Origin of the sequence: Neorhizobium galegae (assembly GCF_017877055.1) — a bacterium.
Lineage (GTDB): Bacteria > Pseudomonadota > Alphaproteobacteria > Rhizobiales > Rhizobiaceae > Neorhizobium > Neorhizobium galegae_D.
The window spans coordinates 401659-421757 of record NZ_JAGIPG010000002.1; the positions used below are offsets into that span (position 1 = coordinate 401659).

At 61.5% G+C, this 20099-nt stretch carries 21 protein-coding genes and 1 pseudogene; 9 read left to right on the forward strand and 13 right to left on the reverse strand.

The annotated features are described in order from the left end of the window. Window positions 1-46: 46 nt before the first annotated feature. The 6 genes from J2857_RS12270 to J2857_RS12295 all read right to left on the reverse strand — a co-directional run bounded on the left by J2857_RS12270 (window position 47) and on the right by J2857_RS12295 (window position 6357). Window positions 47-1324 (reverse strand): imelysin family protein, encoded by a 1278-nt coding sequence (locus tag J2857_RS12270; protein ID WP_210010456.1) that lies wholly within the window; start codon window positions 1322-1324, stop codon window positions 47-49. Window positions 1325-1457: 133 nt separating this feature from the next. Further along, window positions 1458-2747 carry an RsmB/NOP family class I SAM-dependent RNA methyltransferase gene (locus J2857_RS12275; protein WP_210010457.1) on the reverse strand — a complete coding sequence of 430 codons (1290 nt, stop codon included), beginning with the start codon at window positions 2745-2747 and terminating at the stop codon, window positions 1458-1460. 96 nt (window positions 2748-2843) lie between these two features. After that, window positions 2844-3254: a septal ring lytic transglycosylase RlpA family protein gene (locus tag J2857_RS12280; protein WP_210010458.1), complete on the reverse strand. Its 411-nt coding sequence runs from the start codon at window positions 3252-3254 to the stop codon at window positions 2844-2846. A 382-nt stretch (window positions 3255-3636) separates the two neighbouring features. Further along, window positions 3637-4509, reverse strand: a complete 873-nt coding sequence (locus J2857_RS12285; RefSeq protein WP_210010459.1) for an SDR family oxidoreductase — start codon at window positions 4507-4509, stop codon at window positions 3637-3639. Beyond that, a complete protein-coding gene (gene queG / locus J2857_RS12290) occupies window positions 4509-5684 on the reverse strand; it encodes a tRNA epoxyqueuosine(34) reductase QueG (RefSeq protein WP_210010460.1) in 1176 nt (391 codons plus the stop codon). The genes J2857_RS12285 and queG overlap by 1 nt, the downstream gene beginning before the upstream one ends. Beyond that, window positions 5665-6357, reverse strand: a complete 693-nt coding sequence (locus J2857_RS12295) for a glutathione S-transferase family protein (protein ID WP_113125496.1) — start codon at window positions 6355-6357, stop codon at window positions 5665-5667. Before J2857_RS12295 ends, queG begins: the two co-directional genes overlap by 20 nt. 156 nt (window positions 6358-6513) lie before the next feature. Here J2857_RS12295 and J2857_RS12300 point away from each other — a divergent pair. Further along, a pseudogene (locus tag J2857_RS12300) lies at window positions 6514-7314 on the forward strand (undecaprenyl-diphosphate phosphatase); the annotation flags it as partial. A 151-nt stretch (window positions 7315-7465) separates the two neighbouring features. On the opposite strand, the gene J2857_RS12305 reads toward J2857_RS12300, so the two are convergent. From J2857_RS12305 to dnaN, 7 genes are all read right to left on the reverse strand, one after another. Beyond that, complete coding sequence (locus J2857_RS12305; RefSeq protein ID WP_210010462.1) at window positions 7466-7618, reverse strand: hypothetical protein; 153 nt, start codon at window positions 7616-7618, stop codon at window positions 7466-7468. A gap of 259 nt (window positions 7619-7877) precedes the next feature. After that, window positions 7878-8858 (reverse strand): complex I NDUFA9 subunit family protein, encoded by a 981-nt coding sequence (locus tag J2857_RS12310; protein WP_210010463.1) that lies wholly within the window; start codon window positions 8856-8858, stop codon window positions 7878-7880. Window positions 8859-8960: 102 nt separating this feature from the next. Continuing rightward, a complete protein-coding gene (locus tag J2857_RS12315; protein WP_037079589.1) occupies window positions 8961-9248 on the reverse strand; it encodes a DUF1330 domain-containing protein in 288 nt (95 codons plus the stop codon). 151 nt (window positions 9249-9399) lie between these two features. Beyond that, window positions 9400-10092: an orotidine-5'-phosphate decarboxylase gene (pyrF, locus tag J2857_RS12320; RefSeq protein ID WP_210010464.1), complete on the reverse strand. Its 693-nt coding sequence runs from the start codon at window positions 10090-10092 to the stop codon at window positions 9400-9402. Further along, window positions 10089-10682 (reverse strand): histidine phosphatase family protein, encoded by a 594-nt coding sequence (locus J2857_RS12325; protein WP_210010465.1) that lies wholly within the window; start codon window positions 10680-10682, stop codon window positions 10089-10091. The genes pyrF and J2857_RS12325 overlap by 4 nt, the downstream gene beginning before the upstream one ends. Window positions 10683-10684: 2 nt before the next feature. Next, on the reverse strand, window positions 10685-11278 hold the full coding sequence (pmtA, locus tag J2857_RS12330) for a phospholipid N-methyltransferase PmtA (RefSeq protein WP_210010466.1): 594 nt from the start codon (window positions 11276-11278) through the stop codon (window positions 10685-10687). A 121-nt stretch (window positions 11279-11399) separates the two neighbouring features. Further along, window positions 11400-12518 (reverse strand): DNA polymerase III subunit beta, encoded by a 1119-nt coding sequence (gene dnaN, locus J2857_RS12335; protein WP_210010467.1) that lies wholly within the window; start codon window positions 12516-12518, stop codon window positions 11400-11402. A gap of 270 nt (window positions 12519-12788) precedes the next feature. On the opposite strand from dnaN, the gene rsmI reads away from it, so the two are divergent. The 8 genes from rsmI to gshB all read left to right on the forward strand — a co-directional run bounded on the left by rsmI (window position 12789) and on the right by gshB (window position 20078). Then, on the forward strand, window positions 12789-13706 hold the full coding sequence (rsmI, locus tag J2857_RS12340; RefSeq protein ID WP_210010468.1) for a 16S rRNA (cytidine(1402)-2'-O)-methyltransferase: 918 nt from the start codon (window positions 12789-12791) through the stop codon (window positions 13704-13706). Beyond that, window positions 13693-14076: a YraN family protein gene (locus tag J2857_RS12345; RefSeq protein ID WP_210010469.1), complete on the forward strand. Its 384-nt coding sequence runs from the start codon at window positions 13693-13695 to the stop codon at window positions 14074-14076. Before rsmI ends, J2857_RS12345 begins: the two co-directional genes overlap by 14 nt. A 123-nt stretch (window positions 14077-14199) precedes the next feature. After that, window positions 14200-15528, forward strand: a complete 1329-nt coding sequence (gene ugpB / locus J2857_RS12350; protein WP_210010470.1) for a sn-glycerol-3-phosphate ABC transporter substrate-binding protein UgpB — start codon at window positions 14200-14202, stop codon at window positions 15526-15528. Window positions 15529-15594: 66 nt separating this feature from the next. Next, window positions 15595-16479, forward strand: coding sequence for a sn-glycerol-3-phosphate ABC transporter permease UgpA (gene ugpA / locus J2857_RS12355; protein WP_037079571.1), 885 nt, complete (start codon window positions 15595-15597; stop codon window positions 16477-16479). Window positions 16480-16488: 9 nt separating this feature from the next. Continuing rightward, on the forward strand, window positions 16489-17337 hold the full coding sequence (gene ugpE, locus J2857_RS12360; protein ID WP_210010471.1) for a sn-glycerol-3-phosphate ABC transporter permease UgpE: 849 nt from the start codon (window positions 16489-16491) through the stop codon (window positions 17335-17337). 2 nt (window positions 17338-17339) lie between these two features. After that, entirely contained in the window at window positions 17340-18440 is a 1101-nt protein-coding gene (locus tag J2857_RS12365; RefSeq protein WP_210010472.1) for a sn-glycerol-3-phosphate import ATP-binding protein UgpC, read from the forward strand. Window positions 18441-18548: 108 nt separating this feature from the next. After that, window positions 18549-19052, forward strand: coding sequence for a cupin domain-containing protein (locus J2857_RS12370; RefSeq protein ID WP_210010473.1), 504 nt, complete (start codon window positions 18549-18551; stop codon window positions 19050-19052). Between the two features lie 75 nt (window positions 19053-19127). Beyond that, window positions 19128-20078, forward strand: coding sequence for a glutathione synthase (gene gshB / locus J2857_RS12375; RefSeq protein ID WP_210010474.1), 951 nt, complete (start codon window positions 19128-19130; stop codon window positions 20076-20078). Window positions 20079-20099: the final 21 nt, after the last annotated feature.

The window sequence follows — 20099 nt, forward strand, 5'->3', positions numbered from 1 at the left end:
ATCGGGCCGCAGGCTGAAGGTCAGCCGCGGCCCGCCTTTTCATTGCTTATTTGAAGACGGCGTCAGGATTATCGAGGCTGTCGGAACCTTCAAGCTCTACTTTGCCAAGCTTCAGCGACGCAATGACGCGCTCGACGCTCTTGCTCTGGTCGATCAGGCCGTCGATCGCCTTCTGGACGACCGCATTACCCTCTTTATTGCCTTCGCCGATCATCTGGTCGTAGGCCTCGACCTTCTTCGCGCGGTCGGCCATGGCGTTCATGGCGGCGAGCGTCGCGTCGAGCTTGCCGAGCATTTCGGTGTCGAGCGCCTTGTCGGTCGCGGCAACCAGTTCCGAGAGCGAGGGTCCCGTCATCTTGGTGCCGTCGACGCGGATATATTCGCCCGTATAGGCCGACTTGATGCCGATCGCGTCGTTGAGATGCGAGTTGTAGGTGTTGTCGGAGAAGCAATCGTGCTCTTCTTCCGGATCGTGCAGCAAAAGGCCGAGCTTCATGCGCTCGCCGGCAAGCTCACCATAGGAGAGCGAACCCATGCCGGTCAGGATGGCGGTCAGGCCCTTCTTGGAATTGGCCTCGACATTCCTGGTTGCCTTGCCTTTCGGCCCCCAGGCGGTGACCATGTCCTTGAGGTCGGAGACCAGCAGGGCGGACGCGGCCTTCAGGTATTCGGCGCGGCGGTCACAATGGCCGTTGGTGCAATTGGCCTTGTCATAGTCGGTATAGGAGCGCTTGCCGGCGCCCGGTCCGGTGCCGTTCAGGTCCTGGCCCCAGAGCAGGAATTCGATGACGTGGTAGCCGGTCGCGACGTTCGCCTCGATTTCGCCGGCCTCGTTGAGACTGCGCAGCGTCTTGGCATCGAACTTCGAAAGGTTGAGTGTCTTGCCGTTGACCTTGATCTTCGGGTTGGCAATCACGTTCGCGGTATAGAGCGCGTTCTCGTCGCTCTCGGTGCCATAGGAGGCATCGACATAGTCGATCAGGCCCTCATCGAGCGGCCAGGCATTCACCTTGCCTTCCCAATCGTCGACGATCGGGTTGCCGAAACGATAGACTTCGGTCTGCTGGTAGGGAACGCGGGCGGCGAGCCAGGCGTCCTTGGCAGCCTTCAGCGTCTCTTCGCTGGGCTTGGCGATCAGCGCGTTGACGGCCTTGTCGAGCGCCTGCGCGGTCGTCAGTGAATCTTCGTATTTCGCATGCGCCATGTCGGCATAATGCTTGAGCACGGCGGCGGATGTGGCGGCGGCCTCAGCCTCTGTCACGACGAACGCCGCGGAGGCGGCGAAAAGCGCCAGGGCGGCGCCGAGAACGGTCTTGCGGATCATGTCCCTCTCCTTCACAGCCCGGATCTCTCCCCGGCCGTCAAAGGGTACATCGCGCAATTGGAAACTGGTGTCAAATTATCTAGTTTAGAATAATTTGAAAGTATACCTCGGCTTTAACCTCGCCCCGCGGCATTCACGCTTTGCGTTGCATACGGCAGAAAAAGAATCCGTCTGTATCGGTACTTGCCGGCGTCAACGTCACCGTCAGTGCATCTTTCGAGCGTGGCCGCGGTGCATCCTTCCCGAAAATCTCATCCCAGCGCGCTGCAGCCGGCGCGATCGAAAATTCCGGGTTTTCGGCGCAGAAACGAGAAACCTGGGCATCGTTCTCCTCCGGCAGGATGGAGCAGGTGACATAAAGAAGTGCGCCGCCCGGCTTCACGAAGACGGCGGCTTCCGAAAGCGCCTCCTGCTGCTGCGCAATGCGCTCGTCGAGGTTTTTAGGCGTGAGCCGCCACTTGGTGTCCGGGCGGCGGCGCCAGGTGCCGGTGCCGGTGCAGGGGGCGTCGACCAGGACCGCATCGAGCTTGCCCTTCAGGCCGTTCAGCTGGCGCGCATCGTCATGCACCTGCACATTGCGGGTGCCGGCGCGCCGCAGCCGCTCGATGATCGGTGCGAGCCGCTTGCGGTCGGCGTCATAGGCGTGGATCTGGCCCTTGTTGTGCATCGCGGCCGCCATGGCGAGCGTCTTGCCGCCGCCACCGGCACAGTAATCGAGAACCTGGTCGTGTTCGCCCGGCTGCACAAGCTCGGCGACGATCTGCGAGCCTTCGTCCTGAACTTCGAACCAGCCTTTCTGGAACGAAAGCTCGGCGGTGACGTTCGGCAGACGGGACGCTCCTTCGCCGGCGGCAATCCGGATGCCGTTGCGGGCGATGCGCGAAGCCTTTGCGTTCGAGCGTTCCAACGCCTTGACGACCTTCTCGCGAGACGCCTTCAGCGTGTTGGCGCGCAGATCGAGGGTCGGGCGGCCGGCCAAGGCCTTGGCCTCGACGAGCCAGTCCTCGCCGAAATTGGCTTCGAAGGACGGCTGGATCCAGTCGGGTATGTCGCCCTGCACATGCAGGGGCGCATCTTCGAGATTGCGGGAGGCGAGCGACGAGAGGTTCGCCTCGGTCAGGGCCGGCGGCGCGAAACGGTCGTCGGTGAACTCGGCCTGGAGTGCCTCGGTCGTCAGGCCCCATTGCCGGATCAGGACCGCATAGGCGAGGGCCGCCGGACTTTCGTCGTCCATGAGCCAGGCATGCGACAGACGCATGCGCAACGCGTCGTAGACGATGTTGCCGATTGCGGCACGATCGCCGGAACCGGCGAAACGATGGGCGAGGCCCCAGTCCTTGAGGGCGTCGGCGACAGGGCGCTTGCGCGTTTCGATGTCGGCCAGCACCTCTATGGCCCCGGCAATTCGTCCGCCCAATCGCATGTCACACTCCGTGTCGGTTGCACCCGTATGGCACGGGTCGTAACCGCGAATGCGCGCTAGGGCAAGAGGCCGGCTTAGCTGTCTCCTTGAACAGCCTTAGCCGTCGATCGCTTTCAGGCCCTTGCCCGCGACCTTCTGATCGCTGGCATCGACGATCTGGTAACAGACCTGGGCGGTGCCGGAGCTGATCATGCCGATGTTCTTGGCGGCGGCCTTGGAGACGTCGATCACCCGGCCGCGGATGAATGGCCCGCGGTCGTTGATGCGCACGACGACGCTTCTGCCGTTGCGCTTGTTCGTCACCATCACCTTGGTGCCGAACGGCAGCGTCCGATGGGCCGCGGTCATGAGAGAAGGGTTCATTCGTTCCCCGGATGCCGTCTTGGATCCGAGGGCATACCAGGATGCGTGACCGCATCCGGGCGCAGCATTGGCCTGCGCGGCGCCGAGAGTTGCAAAAGCAGCAATGGAGGCCGCGGCGAAAGTCGAGCGTCGAATTGTTGTCAAGTCGGTCGTCCCCGTTCGTTTTGTCCCTGCACGTTGCGTGCAAAACGGCTAAGCGGGGCGAAAAGTGGCAAAAAAGTGAGACTTTCGATCACGGAACGTTACAGACTGTAACATTTGTGATTAGATTGCCGTCGATCTTTTTAAGAAGCCAGCTAAGCTTCTGCGGAAGAAAAGCTTTAAAAACAGTCGGAAAGCATAATTTCGTTTCAGGGTGACTCGTAGGGAGTCTGCGATCACGAAAACCACAGAAAAAAATTTGTTGCGATGCGAGGATTATTGCCTCATTTGGGCAAATTTTGTGACGCTCAGCCGTAAGTATTAAGAAATAATAACTAGCTCATCCGATCAGGATGGAAATTTCACCCGTTTCAAAATGAGACTTTCATCCGCGCCAGCGGTCTGAGGACCACAATTCGGCAAGCGACATCCGGTAGTTCGGGAAACGGAATTCGAAGCCCGCGGCACGGATCTTGGCGTTCGAAACGCGCTTGTTGGCGCCATAGAAGGAGCGCGCCATCGGCGTCATGTCGGCAGTCTCGAAATCCTGTTCCGGCGGCGGCTCGACGCCCATCAGCCGTGCCGCTTCGAGGATGACATCCTGCGGCGGACCGGGCTCGTCGTCCGTGACATTATATATACCGCCGAGATTGCCTTTCGCGAGGAAGAGCGCCGCGCCGCCGATGTCTTCGACGCGAATCCGGTTGAAGACCTGGTCTCTCTTTATAATGCGCCGTGCCGTGCCGCGCGCCAGGTTGACGAACGCGTTGCGGCCAGGCCCGTAGATGCCGGAGAGGCGAAGGCTCGCCACGGGCAGGCCCGCGGCCCGCCCCACGGCGGTCCAGGCCTCTTCCGTATCGACCCGTTCGATCGACCGGCCCTGGATCGGACTGCCCGGCGTCTCTTCGGTGACCCACCCGCCGCCGTGATCGCCGTAGACGCCGACCGTTGACAGATAGCCGATCCATTCGAGGTTCGGGCAAAGCGCGCGCAGCTGCCCCGAGACGAGCTTGAGCAGCGGGTCGCGCTCGGTGCCGGGCGGGATCGACTGCACCAGGTGCGTCGTCTCCCGAAGCTCTGTCAGCAGTTCGTTGCTGAACGGGCTGCCGTCGAACACGAAGGCCTTGATGTCACGGGCCGCAAGCTCCAGCGCCTTGTGGGCCGTTCTGACGGTGCCGGAGACCCGATGACCTTCGGATTTGAAGGCCTCGGCGATCGCCTGGCCCGAATAGCCGCATCCGAAGATCATCACATTCATCAGGCCGCTCCCGCCAATCGCCATTCTTCCCGTACTTCCGGATCGTCTTCCGCGCCGTGTACCTCGGCAAACCGCGCAAAGTCGTCCTCCGCCATCAGCCGTTTCAGAGCCCATATAGCCATGCCGCGCACCACGGGCGAGGGGTCGCCCGCAAGTTCGAGACATTGGCCGATGAACTCAGCGTCACCGGAATTGCCGGCAGCGATCAGCACGTTGCGGATGAACCGGTCACGGCCGATGCGTTTGACCGGCGAGCCGCTGAAGAAGGTCCGAAAAGCCGCATCGTCCAAGGTCAGCAAATACGCGATCGACGGTTCCTTCAAATCCTCGCGCGCCTGCAGCTTCATTTCCGACGCGCTGGCGGCAAACTTGTTCCAGGGACAGGCCGCAAGACAATCGTCGCAGCCATAGATGCGGTTGCCGATCAATGGCCGGAATTCCGGATCGATCGGGCCTTTGTGTTCGATCGTCAAATAGGAGATGCAGCGGCGGGCATCGAGCCGATAGGGCGCCGGAAACGCAGCCGTCGGACAGGCGTCGAGACAGGCCCGGCAGGAGCCGCAATGGTCTGTTTCAGCCTCGTCGACGATAAGGTCCGCCGTGGTGAACAGGCTGCCGAGGAAAAGCCAGGAGCCGTGCGTGCGGCTGACGAGATTGGTGTGCTTGCCCTGCCAGCCGAGCCCGGCTGCCGCCGCGAGCGGCTTTTCCATCACCGGTGCGGTATCGACAAAGACCTTCACGTCCTCGCCGGCGCGCGCCGCAAAGCGCGTGGCGATCTCCTTCAACCGGCCCTTGATGATGTCATGATAATCGCGGTTGCGCGCATAGACCGAGATCGCCGCCTTGTCCGGCTTGTCGAGAATGCCGCGCGGGTCTTCCTCCGGCCCGTAGTTCAGTCCGAACATGACGATCGAACGTACCTGATCCCATAGCACCTTCGGATCGGCGCGGCGCAGCCTCGTTTCCGCCATCCAGTCCATGCTGCCGTGGTGCCCGTCGGCCAGAAAAATCTCCAGCCGCTCCGGGGCCTGCGGAATGCTGTCAGGGCCTGTGATTCGGCAAAGATCAAAGCCCTGGGCCGCCGCTTCCTCGCGGACGAAGGCAGTCAGCTTCTCCCGCCGCCGGAGCGCCTTTCCTTCCTCCCGCGAAGTCGCGTCAGAAATCAAGGTCCGCATAATGGGATACCGGGGTGAGGCCGCGGATGCGCTCGGCAAGCATCGGCCGGAAGGAGGGGCGGGATTTCAGCCGCTGATACCAGTCCTTGGCGACCGGCGTCTCCGACCAGTCGATTTCTCCAAGATAGTCGAGGATCGAAATCGAAGCGGCGGCGGCAAGGTCGGCATAGCTCAGCCGGTCACCGGCGAGCCAGGGCCGCGAGCCGGCGAGCCAGGAGAGATATTTCATATGCTGGCGGATATTGGCACGGGATGTGCGCAGCACCTTCGAGTCCGGCGCGCCGCCGCCTTGAGCAGTCGTCATCTGCAGCTTGAAGACCCGCTCCCGGGTCAGCGGCCGGGTGACATCCTGTTCCATCTTCTGCAGGAACCATTCCGTCAGCCGCCGGATTTCGGCGCGCTGCCACGGGTCTTCGGCCAAAAGCCGGCGGTCGCGCTTCAGCACGCCATGGGTTTCATCGAGGAATTCCAGGAGCACGGAAGGGCCACAAAGCACTCTCATGCTGTCATCGACATAGACCGGGAGCGTGCCGGCAGGATTGAGCGTCAGGAATTCCCGCCGCTTTTCCCATGGCTGCTCCTCGACCAGATCCGCCTGAAAGCCGTATTCGGCGAGAATCAGCCGGACGAACCGAGAGGCCGAAGACATGGAATGATGATAGAGCGTGGGCATGGATACTTGAACTTCACGAACTTCGTATAGGAGGGGCAGGGGCGCCTCGCGCGCCCGCCTGACATATGGCAGCTATATGGATTTGGTAGGCCCAAGACAAGCAAGGGCTTATAAACTGCTTAAAACTGCCCTTATCTGCTCAATAAAGGATTAAGAATGGCGGATCAGTCCATCATCAGTGCGCTCATCCTCGGTGTGATCGAGGGTATTACCGAGTTTTTGCCGATCTCCAGCACTGGCCATCTCATCATCGCAGAGCAATGGCTCGGCCGCCGGTCTGATACGTTCAATATCGTCATCCAGGCCGGCGCTATCATCGCGGTGACCATCATCTACTGGCGCCGTCTGCTCGACCTGTTGCTCGGTTGGCGGGAGCCGGCGAATCGCGACTATGCTGCCAAGCTGATCGTCGCCTTCCTGATCACGGCAGTTCTCGGCCTGATCGTGAAGAAGCTTGGATTCGCGCTTCCGGAAGACGCGGCGCCGATTGCGTGGGCGCTGATCATTGGCGGCATCTGGATGATCTTTGCGGAATGGGCGGCCGCACGCAGGCCGGCTTCCACCCAGATAACCTGGCTCGTGGCGATCCTGGTCGGCATCGCGCAGGTCGTCGCGGGCGTCTTCCCCGGCACCTCGCGTTCGGGTGCCACGATCTTCATCGCCATGTTGGCCGGCACGGGAAGCCGGGCTGCGGCCACGGAGTTCGCCTTCCTCGTGGGTATCCCGACCATGTATGCGGCCAGCGGCTATGAGCTGTTGAAGACGCTCAAGGACGGCAGCGCCGCGGACGAGGACTGGACTTCTCTCGGCGTTGCCTTCGTCGTATCGACGATCGTCGCCTTCGTCGCCGTGAAATGGCTGCTGACCTATATCCGCAGCAACCGCTTCACCGTCTTCGCGATCTACAGAATCATTCTCGGATTTTTGCTGCTCGGCCTGATCGCGCTGGGATCCGTCCCGCAGCACGGTGAGCAGAATGCCGTGGTCTCAAGCACTGGAGCGCCCGCCGACACTGCCCTGCGTCCCGCACTGGTGAAGTGAGGATCGCCTTATTCGTCACGAAGCAAAAAGGCAGCTGAAAAGCTGCCTTTTTTGCGTTGTCGGCTGCTCAATGATGGATGGATGCCGTGCTGCACGGATCGACGCCGTATGCAGGCGCGCATTCGCTCTTGCCGGCGGCGCCCGTCGTCGGGGCCATGAAGGAGCCCGCGAGGATGATCAATGCTGCGCACGCAAAAAAGAGGGCGATGGGTTTGCCCATGGAGGAATGCCTTTCGATGGAAGATTTTATCGTCACGGTTGCGCCGCTTGTTTTGTGAAGGTGGATTTATGGGTTGGATTAGAGGAATTCAATAAAGGATTTTGCTGAACCGGCCGTTAACGCGACTGCTTCAGCCACTGCGACCTTTGTGCCACTATCCTTGCCCGAAACATGAGCGACAACAAAGGGGTGCCCGATTTTTCAGCGGGCACGACACGAATATCGAAGCGAAACAAATCGCTGGATATGGTTAATGATATCAGGCCGCGCGGCCGGAGCCGGTGTACTGGCCCTGCGGGCGGTACTGCACAAGGTAAGATGGCAGGATAGAAGAGACGAGCGTCGGGCGGATGTCCATCCCCTGCAACGTGCGGCCTTCCGCGGTGGCCGCGTCGGAGACGACATTATCGACCTTCAGCAGCTTCACCTGGTCACCGGTGATCGGCGGCTGGACGAAGGGGATCAGGGACGCGATGCTGCCGATCAGCGACGCGATGCCGAAAGGCAGCGAGACGAGCGCATTGCTGCGATTGGTGACGCGCAGCATCGTCTCGAGACACTGGCGGAAGGTCATGACTTCGCCGCCGCCGAGCTCATAGATCTTGCCGGAAGCGATCGTGCCGTCGACGGAGCGGGCGACGGCTTCGGCGACATCCTCCACATAGACCGGCTGGAACTTCGTCTTGCCGCCGCCGATCAGCGGCAGGGCAGGGAACATGCGGGCCATGGAGGCGAACTTGTTGAAGAAGCTGTCTTCCGGCCCGAACATGATCGACGGCCGCAGGATCACGGCATCCGGCAGCGTCGAAAGGATCGTCGCCTCGGCACGGCCCTTGCTGCGGGCATAGGACGATTCCGAATTGGCATCGGCGCCGATCGCCGAAATATGGGTGAGCCTGGCACCGGCCGCACGTGCCGCATCGGCAACCGCACGAGCCCCGAAATCCTGAACCGCGTCGAACGTGTTGCGGCCGCTTTCGAACATGATGCCGACGCAGTTGACCACATGCGAAGCGCCGTCTACGGCCCGCAGAACCGACTGGCGGTAGCGAAGGTTCGCCTGGATCAGCGAGATCTGCCCGACGTAGCCGGCCGGCAGCAGGAAGCCGGCGAGATCCGGACGGCGGACGGCAACCCGGACGCGATAACCGCGCTTGGCGAGCGTACGAACCACATGCCTGCCGACGAAGCCCGATCCTCCGAAAACGGTGACGAGCGGCGGAAGGTTGTTGATGGTCATGGCGTGCTCCGGGAGCCTGTGGGACGAGATGAGTGCTGTTTAGCCGAATCGCGGCACGGGTGGAAGTGTCTCCACTGCCGCACCGGCCGCGACAAGCGGTTCTTAAAGGCCGTCGAGGACGACGATTTCGCCATCCGCCACTTCCTGGCGGATTTTGATGGCGATCGCATATTCCGGCGAATTGTAGCAGTCGATGGCGGCCTGCATCGACGGGAATTCGATGATGACGTTGCGGGCGCGGGACTTGCCCTCCATCGCCGCCATTGCGCCGCCGCGGGCGAGGAAATTGGCGCCGTATTTTTCGAAGGCGGGCGTGGCGGCCGCGATATAGTCCTTGTAGCGTTCAGGGTCGCGGACATCGACGCGAGCAACCCAATATCCCTTGGCCATGGCATTTCCTCCAACGTGTTTTCGGTTGCGGTGACTTCAGGCAAATTCCAGGGTGAGTCAAGATGACGGGCTTCGCTTACCTATCCTGCAGCCCACAGGAACTCATCCCAGACCGCGATCGGGAGGAATCGTCTCCGGCTACGGCTCGCTATCAGAGCACGCCCTGCATCTCGGCGAGGATGGCTTGCGCTGCAGCCTTCGGATCCGGCGCCTTGACGATCGGGCGGCCGACGACGAGATGGCTCGATCCGGCACGCAATGCGTCCGAAGGCGTCATGACCCGCTTCTGGTCGCCCGCTTCCGAGCCCGCGGGGCGGATGCCGGGCGTGACGATCGCCATGTCGGGACCGACGATCTTGCGCACCGCAGCCGATTCCTCGGCCGAGCAGACGATGCCGCCCATGCCGGCCGCCAGCGCCTGTTCGGAGCGTCGCAGAACCAGCGTATGCGGATCGTATTCGTAACCGGCATCGACGAGGTCCGTCTCGTCCATCGAGGTCAGGACGGTGACCGCGAGCAGGCAGAGGTCTGAACCCCTGGCTGCCTCGACCGCGGCGCGCATCGCCTTCGGATAGGCGTGCAGGGTGAGCATGGTCATGCCCATCTTGACGATGTTCTCGACGCCCTTCGCGACCGTGTTGTCGATGTCGAGCAGCTTCATGTCGAGGAAGACTTTTTTGCCATCCTTTGCGAGATCGCGTGCAAGTTCGAGGCCACCGGCGAATACGAGCTGGTAGCCGATCTTGTAGAAGGAAACGGTGTCGCCGAGCGTGGAGATCATCTTTTCGGCCTCGCCGACGGTCGGAATGTCGAGGCCTACGATGAGGCGATCACGAGCGTTCATGCCTGGAACCCTTCCCATTTTTCGATGGGCGTCCAGTCGCATGAGACAGTTCGATCCGCAAGGGTAAAGCAGAAGAGATTTCCGCCGCCACCCGGCTGGTCCCGGTCGCGGGCGATCGGTGAGCCGGTAAGGTGGCATTTCAACAGCGTTCCAACACCGCCATGGCCGACGAAGGCGATCGGGACGTGCGGATCGTGACCGGCGAGAATTCCGGCGACCGCCGAAACGATACGGCTCTGCGCGTCCACGGCGCGCTCCCAGCCTTTGAAGCTCTCCTCAGGATGGGCGAAGAACCAGTTCGCCGCGTCCTCGAACTGTGGCGGCGGCAGAAAGCCTGTCGCCGAGCGGTCGTTCTCGTGGGTGTTCTCGGCGATCTCGATCGAAATGCCCGAGGCGAGGCCGAGGATTTCCGCAGTCTCGATCGCCTTCACCTCGTCGCTGGAGACGATCCGGCCGAGCTTCCTCGCCCAGTCGGACCGGGCGGCCTGGCGGGCGCGCGCGGCGCCGACATCCGAAAGCCCCCAACGAGGCACCGGAACGTCCGGATCGATACGGACCTGCGGATGGGTGATGTAGAGACCGAACGTCATGATCAGCCGCGGCTGTAGGTCCAGAGCTGCGCGGGCGGAATATTGCGGACGACGAAATCGTAGTGCTTGATCCGGTAGCGGTCGGGCTGGGCGATGATCGGCGAAACGGGGCCGTAGGTGATCTGCATCACCGGCCGGCCGGCCGGGATTCGGTCGAGCAGGTCTTCGAGCAGCGCGATACGGCGCTCCATCGGGAAGCTCAGAAGCGGGATGGCCGAAATAATGCTGTCGAAGGTCCTGTCTTTCCAGGCGCCAAGCGTGCGCTTGAGATCGAAGGCATCGCCGTTGATGAAGTTCACGCCCTGGTAGGTGCGGACGAGATGCTGGAAGAAATCGGTCGAATATTCGATCGACACCAGGTTCTCCGGCGAGATGCCGTGCTTCAGGATCGCCTTGGTGATGATGCCGGTGCCGGGTCCGAGTTCGAGGACGGGCAGGCCCGATTGGGTGTCGATGACGCTCGCCATGCGCTTGGCGGTGACCGAGGAGGTTGGGCAGATCGCGCCGACCCGTTTCGGTCCATCGATCCAGCCTTTGAAGAACCGGATCTCGTCGTCGAACTTGCGGCCGAGCCGCTCCTTCAGGCGCAATTCCATTTTTTTATCCTCTCCCTTTTTTGCCCTATGTGAACCCTTATGCCGCAAAAGCAAGGAAAAATGTCGCATCGGGAAAACTGCGTGAAAAAGGCGGCTGGAGTTTCCCAGCCGCCTCGATGACCTAGACGCGCATCGGCATCAAGACATAGAGCGCGTCGTCACCCGCCGTGTCGCGCACCAATGTCGGAGAACCGGCATCGGCCAGCATGAAGATCGCATCCTCGCCGGAAAGCTGGGCGGTGATGTCGAGCAGGTACTTGGCGTTGAAGCCGATTTCCATCGGATCATTGTCGTAACCGACCGCAACCTCTTCCGTGGCGCTGCCCGAATCCGGATTATTGACGGTCAGCATCAACTGGCCGTCGGTCAGCGACAGTTTGACCGCGCGGCCGCGCTCGGATGAAATGGTCGAGACGCGGTCGACGGCCCTTGTAAAGCTCTGGCAATCGACGCGCATTTCCTTGTCGTTGCCCGTCGGGATGACGCGCTGGTAATCCGGGAAAGTCCCGTCGATCAGCTTGGAGGTCATCACCACCGAGCCGAGCGTGATGCGGATCTTGGCGTCTGAAACCTCGATCGTAACGGTCGCTTCCGGATCGTCGACCAGTTTCTGAAGCTCGCCGACCGTCTTGCGGGGAATGATGATGCCCGGCATTCCCTCCGAGCCCGACGGCGCCTGCACATCGGCGCGCGCCAGGCGATGGCCGTCGGTCGCGACCGCGCGAAGCTTGAGGTCCCCATCGGCTTCGATCGTGTGGAAGAAGATGCCGTTCAGGTAATAGCGGGTCTCCTCGGTGGAGATCGCGAACTGGGTGCGGTCGATCAGCATTTTCAGATCGGTCGCCTTCAGCTTGAACGTATGCGTGAAGCTGCCGGCGGTGAGATCCGGGAAGTCCGATTCCGGCAGGCACTGCAGCGAGAACTTCGAACGGCCGGATTGCACCGTCATCGAGCCGCCGTCCGGGTTGGTGGCGAGCAGCACCTCGGAACCGTCCGGCAGCTTGCGGACGATTTCGTAAAGCAGGTGCGCCGGAACCGTCGTGGCCCCGGCAGTCTCGACCATGGCCGGCAGGACCTCGGTGATTTCGAGATCGAGGTCGGTCGCCTTCAGGTCGAGGCTGGCGCCGGAGGCCCGCATCAGCACGTTGGAAAGGATCGGGATCGTGTTCCGACGCTCCACCACGCGATGCACGTGGTTCAGCGACTTCAGAAGGTTGGACCGCTCAAGAGTAATACGCATGGACGCAATCGCTTTCGACCGTGGCGATCCGGCAGGGCCGGACCCCTGATATTCTGCCGGCTTTGGGCCAGCCGGATGATGTGGACCGGCAAAATGGCAGACAACCCGTTCCAAAAGCAAGGGGTGAACAAGGCGTTAGCAAGTCATTTCACATCTGTCTCATGCACTGCACACAGAAAATATGCGTTCTCAACAGCTTGCGCTTTACTTGCCGAAGCCGGCCAGCTTGCCCATAAAGGCTCATGACCATCCATCTGTGCGTGACGCCCCTTGACCGATGAACCGAAAAGCAGCCAGCGCGGCTATCGCGTCGCCAATACTTTCGTGCCCGCGCGGCCGCTGGAGCCGGCGCTTTATCTGGTCGCAACCCCGATCGGCAATCTCGGGGACATCACGCTACGGGCGCTCGAAACGCTTTCCGGCGCCGATGTGCTGGCCTGCGAGGATACCCGCGTCACCCGCGTGCTTCTCGACCGTTACGGCATCGTCAACCGGCCCTACGCCTATCACGAGCACAATTCCGACGACGTGGGGCCGAAGCTCATCGCGGCACTGGAAGAGGGGAAGTCCGTGGCGCTGGTCTCCGACGCCGGCACTCCCTTGGTCTCGGATCCCGGCTACCGGCTTGGCCAGATGGCGATCGAAGCCGGCCACAAGGTCGTGCCGATCCCTGGCGCCTCGGCGCCGCTCGCAGCCCTTGTCGGTTCTGGCATGCCGTCGGATGCGTTCCTGTTCGCCGGTTTCCTGCCGGTCAAGGACAAGGGCCGGCGCGACCGGCTGGCCGAGCTTTCAAAGGTGCCGGCGACGCTGATCTTCTTTGAATCGCCGCATCGCATCGGAGCGACGCTTGGCGCCGCCGCCGAAGTGCTCGGGGCGAACCGGCGCGCGACAGTCTGCCGCGAACTGACCAAGACTTTCGAAGAGTTCCGCCGTGGCACCCTGGAAGAACTCGCCGCCTACTACAATGACGACCGCGTCGTGAAGGGCGAGATCGTGCTGCTCCTGGCGCCGCCGGAGGCAGGGGAGCCTCCCGGCGAGGTCGAGGTGGACGTCCTGCTGCGCCGGCTTTCAGCCTCCATGCCGGCCGCCAAGGCAGCCGCCGAAGCCGCCCGCGTGACGGGACTGCCGCGCAAGGATCTCTATCAGCGGCTTCTGAACTTGAAAGGCGAGGCGGGTGGCGGAGAGTGACCCAGGTCTGAAACGCCGCAAAGCCGAGCGGCAAAAGGCCCAGCGATGGGGTCATGTCTCGGAATATCTCGCCGCGCTTTATCTCCTGGTCAAAGGCTATCGAGTTCTGGCCATCCGCTACCGCACCAAGCTAGGGGAGATCGATCTGATCGTCCGCAAAGGCGATCTGGTGGCCTTTGTCGAGGTCAAGGCGCGGATCGGTGAACAGGAGGCGATCGACGCCGTCGGCTACGCCACTCAGAACCGAATTCGAGCCGCAAGCGATATCTGGCTTTCAAAGCGGAAGGATGCTGCAAGATTATCCCAGCGTTACGACGTGATCGCGGTGCTTCCAGGCCGTCTGCCGCGGCATTTTGCGAACGCTTTCTGACGCTGATGTGAAATTATTGCATAGGTGTGCAATGTAACATTTCTGACATGAAACTGTTAAGGGCCTGTCACAGCGTAGCCCTATTGCGATCCTCATCCCAACAAAGGTGGAGAGGACGTTCAAATGTTCAAAAAGCTTTCGATGGCCGCGATCGCGGTCGCTCTGTCGGCGACCTCGTCGCTTGCTGCGACCGAAGTCACCTGGTGGCATGCCATGGGCGGCGAGCTCGGCAAGAAGCTCGAAGAGGTTGCTCAGAAGTTCAATGAAAGCCAGAGCGACTACAAGGTCGTTCCGGTCTTCAAGGGCACCTATCCGGAAACCCTGACCGCCGCCATCGCCGCCTTCCGCGCCGGCCAGCAGCCGGCGATCGTTCAGGTCTTCGAAGTTGGCACCGGCACGATGATGGCCGCCAAGGGCGCCGTCTATCCTGTCTACAAGCTGATGGCCGACAACAAGGAGCCTTGGGATCCGAAGGGCTTCCTCGCGCCGGTCGTAGGTTATTATTCGGACGCGCAGGGCAACATCCTGTCGATGCCGTTCAACTCCTCTACCCCGATCATGTACTACAACAAGGACGTCTTCCAGAAGGCTGGCCTTGATCCGGAAGTTGCCCCGAAGACCTGGGCCGAGCTTGCCACCATGGGCAAGAAGATCGTCGATTCCGGCGCTGCTCCCTGCGGTTTCACCCTGTCCTACGCTGCGACCTGGGTTGGTCTCGAAAACTACTCCGCCATCCAGAACCTGCCCTACGGCACACTTCAGAACGGCTTTGGCGGCCTGAAGACCGAGTTCAAGTTCAACGGCAAGGAACAGGCTGCATTCTGGGATAACCTGAAGAAGCAGCAGGACGCCAAGGTCTTCAAATACGGCGGCCCGGGCGGCGGTGCTGAAACGGCTCCGATGTTCTACGCGCAACAGTGCGCCGTCTACATGGGCTCCTCCGCTTCGCGCGCCGGCGTCATCAACAATGCCAAGGGCTTCAAGGTCGGCTTCGCGCCGATGCCTTATGACGACACCGTCACCAAGGAGCCGAAGAACTCGATCATCGGCGGCGCCACGCTCTGGACCCTGAACGGTCAGAAGAACCCCGACGTCTACAAGGGCGTTGCCAAGTTCTTCACCTACCTCTCCAAGCCGGAAGTTCAGGCCGATTGGCATCAGTTCACCGGTTACCTGCCGATCACCAACGCTGCGTACGAGCTTGGTCAGAAGCAGGGCTATTATGAAAAGAACCCGGGTTCCGACATCGCCATCAAGCAGATCACCCGCGGCACGCCTTCTGAAAACTCCAAGGGCCTTCGCTTCGGCAACCTGACCCAGATCCGCGACCTGATCGACCAGCAGTTCGAGACCGTCCTGTCCGGCAAGAAGACCGGCCAGCAGGCTCTCGACGATGCTGCCAAGGCTGGCAACGCCATCCTGCGCGAATTCGAAGCTTCGAATTCGAACTGAGCCTCGCCTTAACCCTCAAGCCCTTCCCGATCCCCGGGGAGGGCATTTCCTTGGGCACGCCTCGCCATGCAAACCAAGCGCACCGTTTTTCACAGCCGCGTCCTGCCTTATTTCCTGCTCGCGCCGCAGCTGATCATCACGCTCATCTTCTTCGTATGGCCAGCCGCTCAGGCAATCTGGCAGTCGTTTCTGCGCCAGGACCCGTTCGGCCTGAAGGCGACCTTCGTCTGGTTCGCGAATTATACGCGTCTGTTGGACGATCCCGACTATCTCAATGCGCTCGGAGCGACCTTCGTCTTTTCCGTCGGCGTGACGGTTCTGTCGATGGGACTGTCCCTGCTTTTCGCCGTGTGCGTCAATCGCGTACTGCGATCGGGCCGGTTCTACACGACCTTGCTGGTCTGGCCCTACGCTGTGGCGCCGGCGGCTGCCGGTCTGCTGTGGTGGTTCATGTTCAATCCCAGCGTCGGCATCATTCCCTATCTCCTGAGTTTCCTCGGATATGAATGGAACCATCGTCTTCATACCGGCGACGCCATGGTGCTGATCATCATCGCCGCCGCATGGAAGCAGATTTCCTACAATTTCCTGTTTTTCGTGGCGGGTCTCCAGTCCGTGCCGCAATCCCTGACCGAGGCCGCGGCCATCGATGGCGCCGGTCCGTTCAAGCGGTTCTGGACAGTGGTCTTCCCGCTGCTATCGCCGACGACCTTCTTCCTGGCGGTCATCAACATCACCTACGCGATGTTCGACACGTTCGGCATCGTGGACGCCACCACCTCGGGCGGGCCGTCCCAGTCCACCAATATCCTGGTCTACAAGGTCTATGCGGATGGCTTCATCGGCCTGAACCTCGGGCCCTCCGCCGCGCAGTCGGTCATCCTGATGCTGATCGTGGTTGTCCTCACCGTCGTCCAGTTCCGCTGGATCGAGCGCAAAGTGCAGTATTGAGGTTTACCGATGGTCGAGAACCGCCCCTTCCTGAATTTCCTGACCCACCTGGTCCTCATTCTCGGCGTGCTGACGGTGGTCTTCCCCGTCTACCTCGCCTTCATCGCTTCGACCCATGGTCCGACGGATTTCATGAGCGGCATCGTTCCACTGCTGCCCGGCGACCACTTTTCGGCAAATTACGGTTATTTGCTCGGCACCGGTGAATCGACCGCCGGCGCGCCGCCCTTCCTGTTGATGCTGGCAAACAGCCTGGCCATGGCGATCATGATCGCCTTCGGCAAGATCGCCATCTCGATCATTTCCGCCTTCGCGATCGTCTACTTCCGTTTCCCGCTGCGGGTGCCGGCCTTCTGGCTGATCTTCATGACGCTGATGCTGCCGGTGGAAGTGCGCATCCTGCCGACCTACAAGGTGGTCGCCGACCTCGGCATGCTGAATTCCTATTCCGGCCTCGTCATCCCGGTCATCGCCTCCGCCACCGCCACCTTCCTGTTCCGCCAGTTCTTCCTGACGGTGCCGGAGGAAATGATGGAGGCGGCCCGCGTCGATGGCGCCGGGCCGATGAAGTTCTTCCGCGATATCCTTCTGCCGCTGTCGCGCACCAATATCGCGGCACTCTTCATCATCATGTTCATCTACGGCTGGAACCAGTACCTCTGGCCGATGCTGATTACCACCGAACCGCACTATTACACGGTCGTCATGGGCATCAAGCGCCTCGCCAGCGTGCTGGATGGCGACAATCAGTGGAACCTGGTGATGGCCGGCGTCATCCTGGCGGGCCTGCCGCCCGTCCTCGTCATCATCTTCATGCAGCGCCTATTCGTCAAAGGCCTGGTTGAAACGGAGAAATAACAATGGCTTCCATCGATGTCGAAAACGTCGGCAAGGTTTATTCCGGCGGTGTACGCGCGGTCACCGATATCAAGCTGAACATCGCCGATGGCGAGTTCATCGTGCTGGTAGGCCCGTCGGGCTGCGGCAAGTCCACGCTGCTGCGCATGGTCGCCGGGCTGGAGACCATTTCCGAAGGCGAAGTGAAGATCGGCAGCCGGGTCGTCAACAATGTCGAGCCGGCCGATCGCGATATCGCCATGGTCTTCCAGAATTATGCGCTCTATCCGCATATGACCGTCTACAACAACCTCGCCTACGGTCTGAAGAACCGTGGCACGCCGAAAGCCGAGATCGACGCCCGTGTGGCCGAAGCCGCCCGCATGCTGGAGATCACCCAGTATCTGGAACGCAAGCCGCGCGCGCTGTCCGGTGGCCAGCGCCAGCGTGTCGCCATGGGCCGCGCCATCGTCCGCAAGCCGGCAGCCTTCCTGTTCGACGAACCACTCTCCAACCTCGACGCAAAACTGCGTGTTTCCATGCGCGGCGAGATCAAGCGCCTGCAGCGCCGCCTCGGTACCACGTCTATCTACGTCACTCACGACCAGCTCGAGGCCATGACGCTGGCCGACCGTCTGGTCGTTCTGAACGGCGGCCAGATCGAGCAGATCGGTGCGCCGCTGGAAGTCTACCACGCACCGGCCTCCACCTTCGTCGCGAGCTTCATCGGCTCGCCGGCCATGAACCTCGTCAAGGGCGAGCTGCATGGCGACAAGCTGGCGATCGGCCCGGCGATGGTCGCCCTCAACGGTTTCGCGCCGACCTCCGGCGCAGTCACCGTCGGCGTCCGCGCCGAGGATCTGCGCATCGCCCGCGACGACGAGGAGGCTCTGCCATTCCATCTCGAATATACCGAGGAACTTGGTGCCCAGCGACTGATCCACGGCACCGTGGGCGACCAGCAGATCACCGCCGCCGTTTCTCCGGAGATTGCGCTATCGCCGGAAATGCGCGTTGCCGTCGATACCAAGCGCCTGCACTTTTTCTCGATCGATACGGGCAAGCGCCTGCCGGGCAACGTTCCGGCAGAGGCAAAGCTTGCGCCGGTCGAACCGGTTATCTGAGAGAGTCTCAAAATTCAGGCCGATCGTTAAAATTCTAACATCGGCCTGAAGAGCCGGCTTACTCTTTGCCATTAGCATCTCCCGGAATTGACAGCTTCCGGGGGAAAGATGAGTTGGCACGTCCTCGCCGCGACCGCAGCGGCAATTGCATTTCGGTCCAGGTCCTACGCACCTGAGAAGCCGAAGGTGAAACCGTTTGTCGGCGCCTGCCCGCATTCTCTCGAAATGAAGCCGATGCCGATCGAGCCCACCTGGGTCATCGCCGGCGATCCGCAAGCGCGTGCCGGTTCTCATTCCACCGCCGAGGACGATTGCGCGACGACCGGTGTGTGGGAATGTACGGCGGGCGAGTTCCGCTGGTACTTCCACTGGGACGAAACAGTGGTGATCCTTGAAGGCGAAGTGCATGTGACTGCCGAAGACGGCACCCAGCGCGTTCTTCAGGCAGGCGATGTCGCCTATTTCAAGGGCCGGACCTGGGCCACCTGGCGCATCGACAAGTATCTGAAGAAGGTCGCTTTCATCCGCCGGCCTTTCCCAAAGCCGATCGCCATGCTTTTCCGCCTGCGCAACATGTTGCGGGCAAAGACGCAGGTCGGCATCTCCGCGTGATATCGGCCCGATTGCAGTTGCCTTTGGAGGCCCGCCATCCTACATCAGGCGGGCCAATCCTAGGGGGCTGAAGTCATGGCGAAAATCCGCAAGGTCGCGTTCCAGATGGACCACATCTCCGGCATCAGCATTGCCGGCGATTCCACTTTCGCCATGGCGCTCGAAGCGCAGGCGCGTGGCTTGGAGCTGTTTCATTACACTCCCGACCGCCTGACCATGCGCGACGGCAAGATCTTTGCCGCTGTCGAGCCGTTGCAGGTTCGCGACGTCAAGGGCGATCATTTCACGCTCGGAGATAAGGAGCGCATCGATCTTTCGACCATGGACGTCGTCCATCTGCGCCAGGATCCGCCCTTCGACATGGGTTACATCACTTCGACCCATCTACTGGAGCGCATCCACCCGAAAACGCTTGTCGTCAACGACCCGGCCTGGGTGCGCAACTCGCCGGAGAAGATCTTCGTCACCGAATTCGCCGATCTGATGCCGGCAACGCTGATCAGCCGCGATTCGGGCGAGATCGCCCGCTTCCGGGAGGAGATGGGCGATATCATTCTGAAGCCGCTCTACGGCAATGGCGGGGCCGGGGTTTTCCATTCCGCCCGCGACGACCGCAATTTCACGTCGCTGCTCGAAATGTTCGGCCAGATGTATCGCGGCGAACCCTATATCGCCCAGGCCTATCTGCCGGCCGTGCGCAAGGGTGACAAGCGCATCCTGCTGGTCGACGGCGAGCCGGTCGGCGCCATCAACCGGGTTCCCGCCGAACACGACAGCCGCTCCAACATGCATGTCGGCGGCCGCGCCGAGGCGACCGAGATTACGCCGCGCGAGAAAGAAATCTGCTCCCGCATCGGACCCGCCTTGCGCGAGCGCGGCTTCATCTTCGTCGGCATCGATGTGATCGGCGACTATATGACCGAGATCAACGTCACATCCCCGACGGGCATCCGCGAAGTCAAGAAATTCGGCGGCGCCGACGTCGCAGGCCTCCTCTGGGATGCAATCGAGGCAAAACGCGCCTGATAAGGGCAAGGCGTTTCGGAT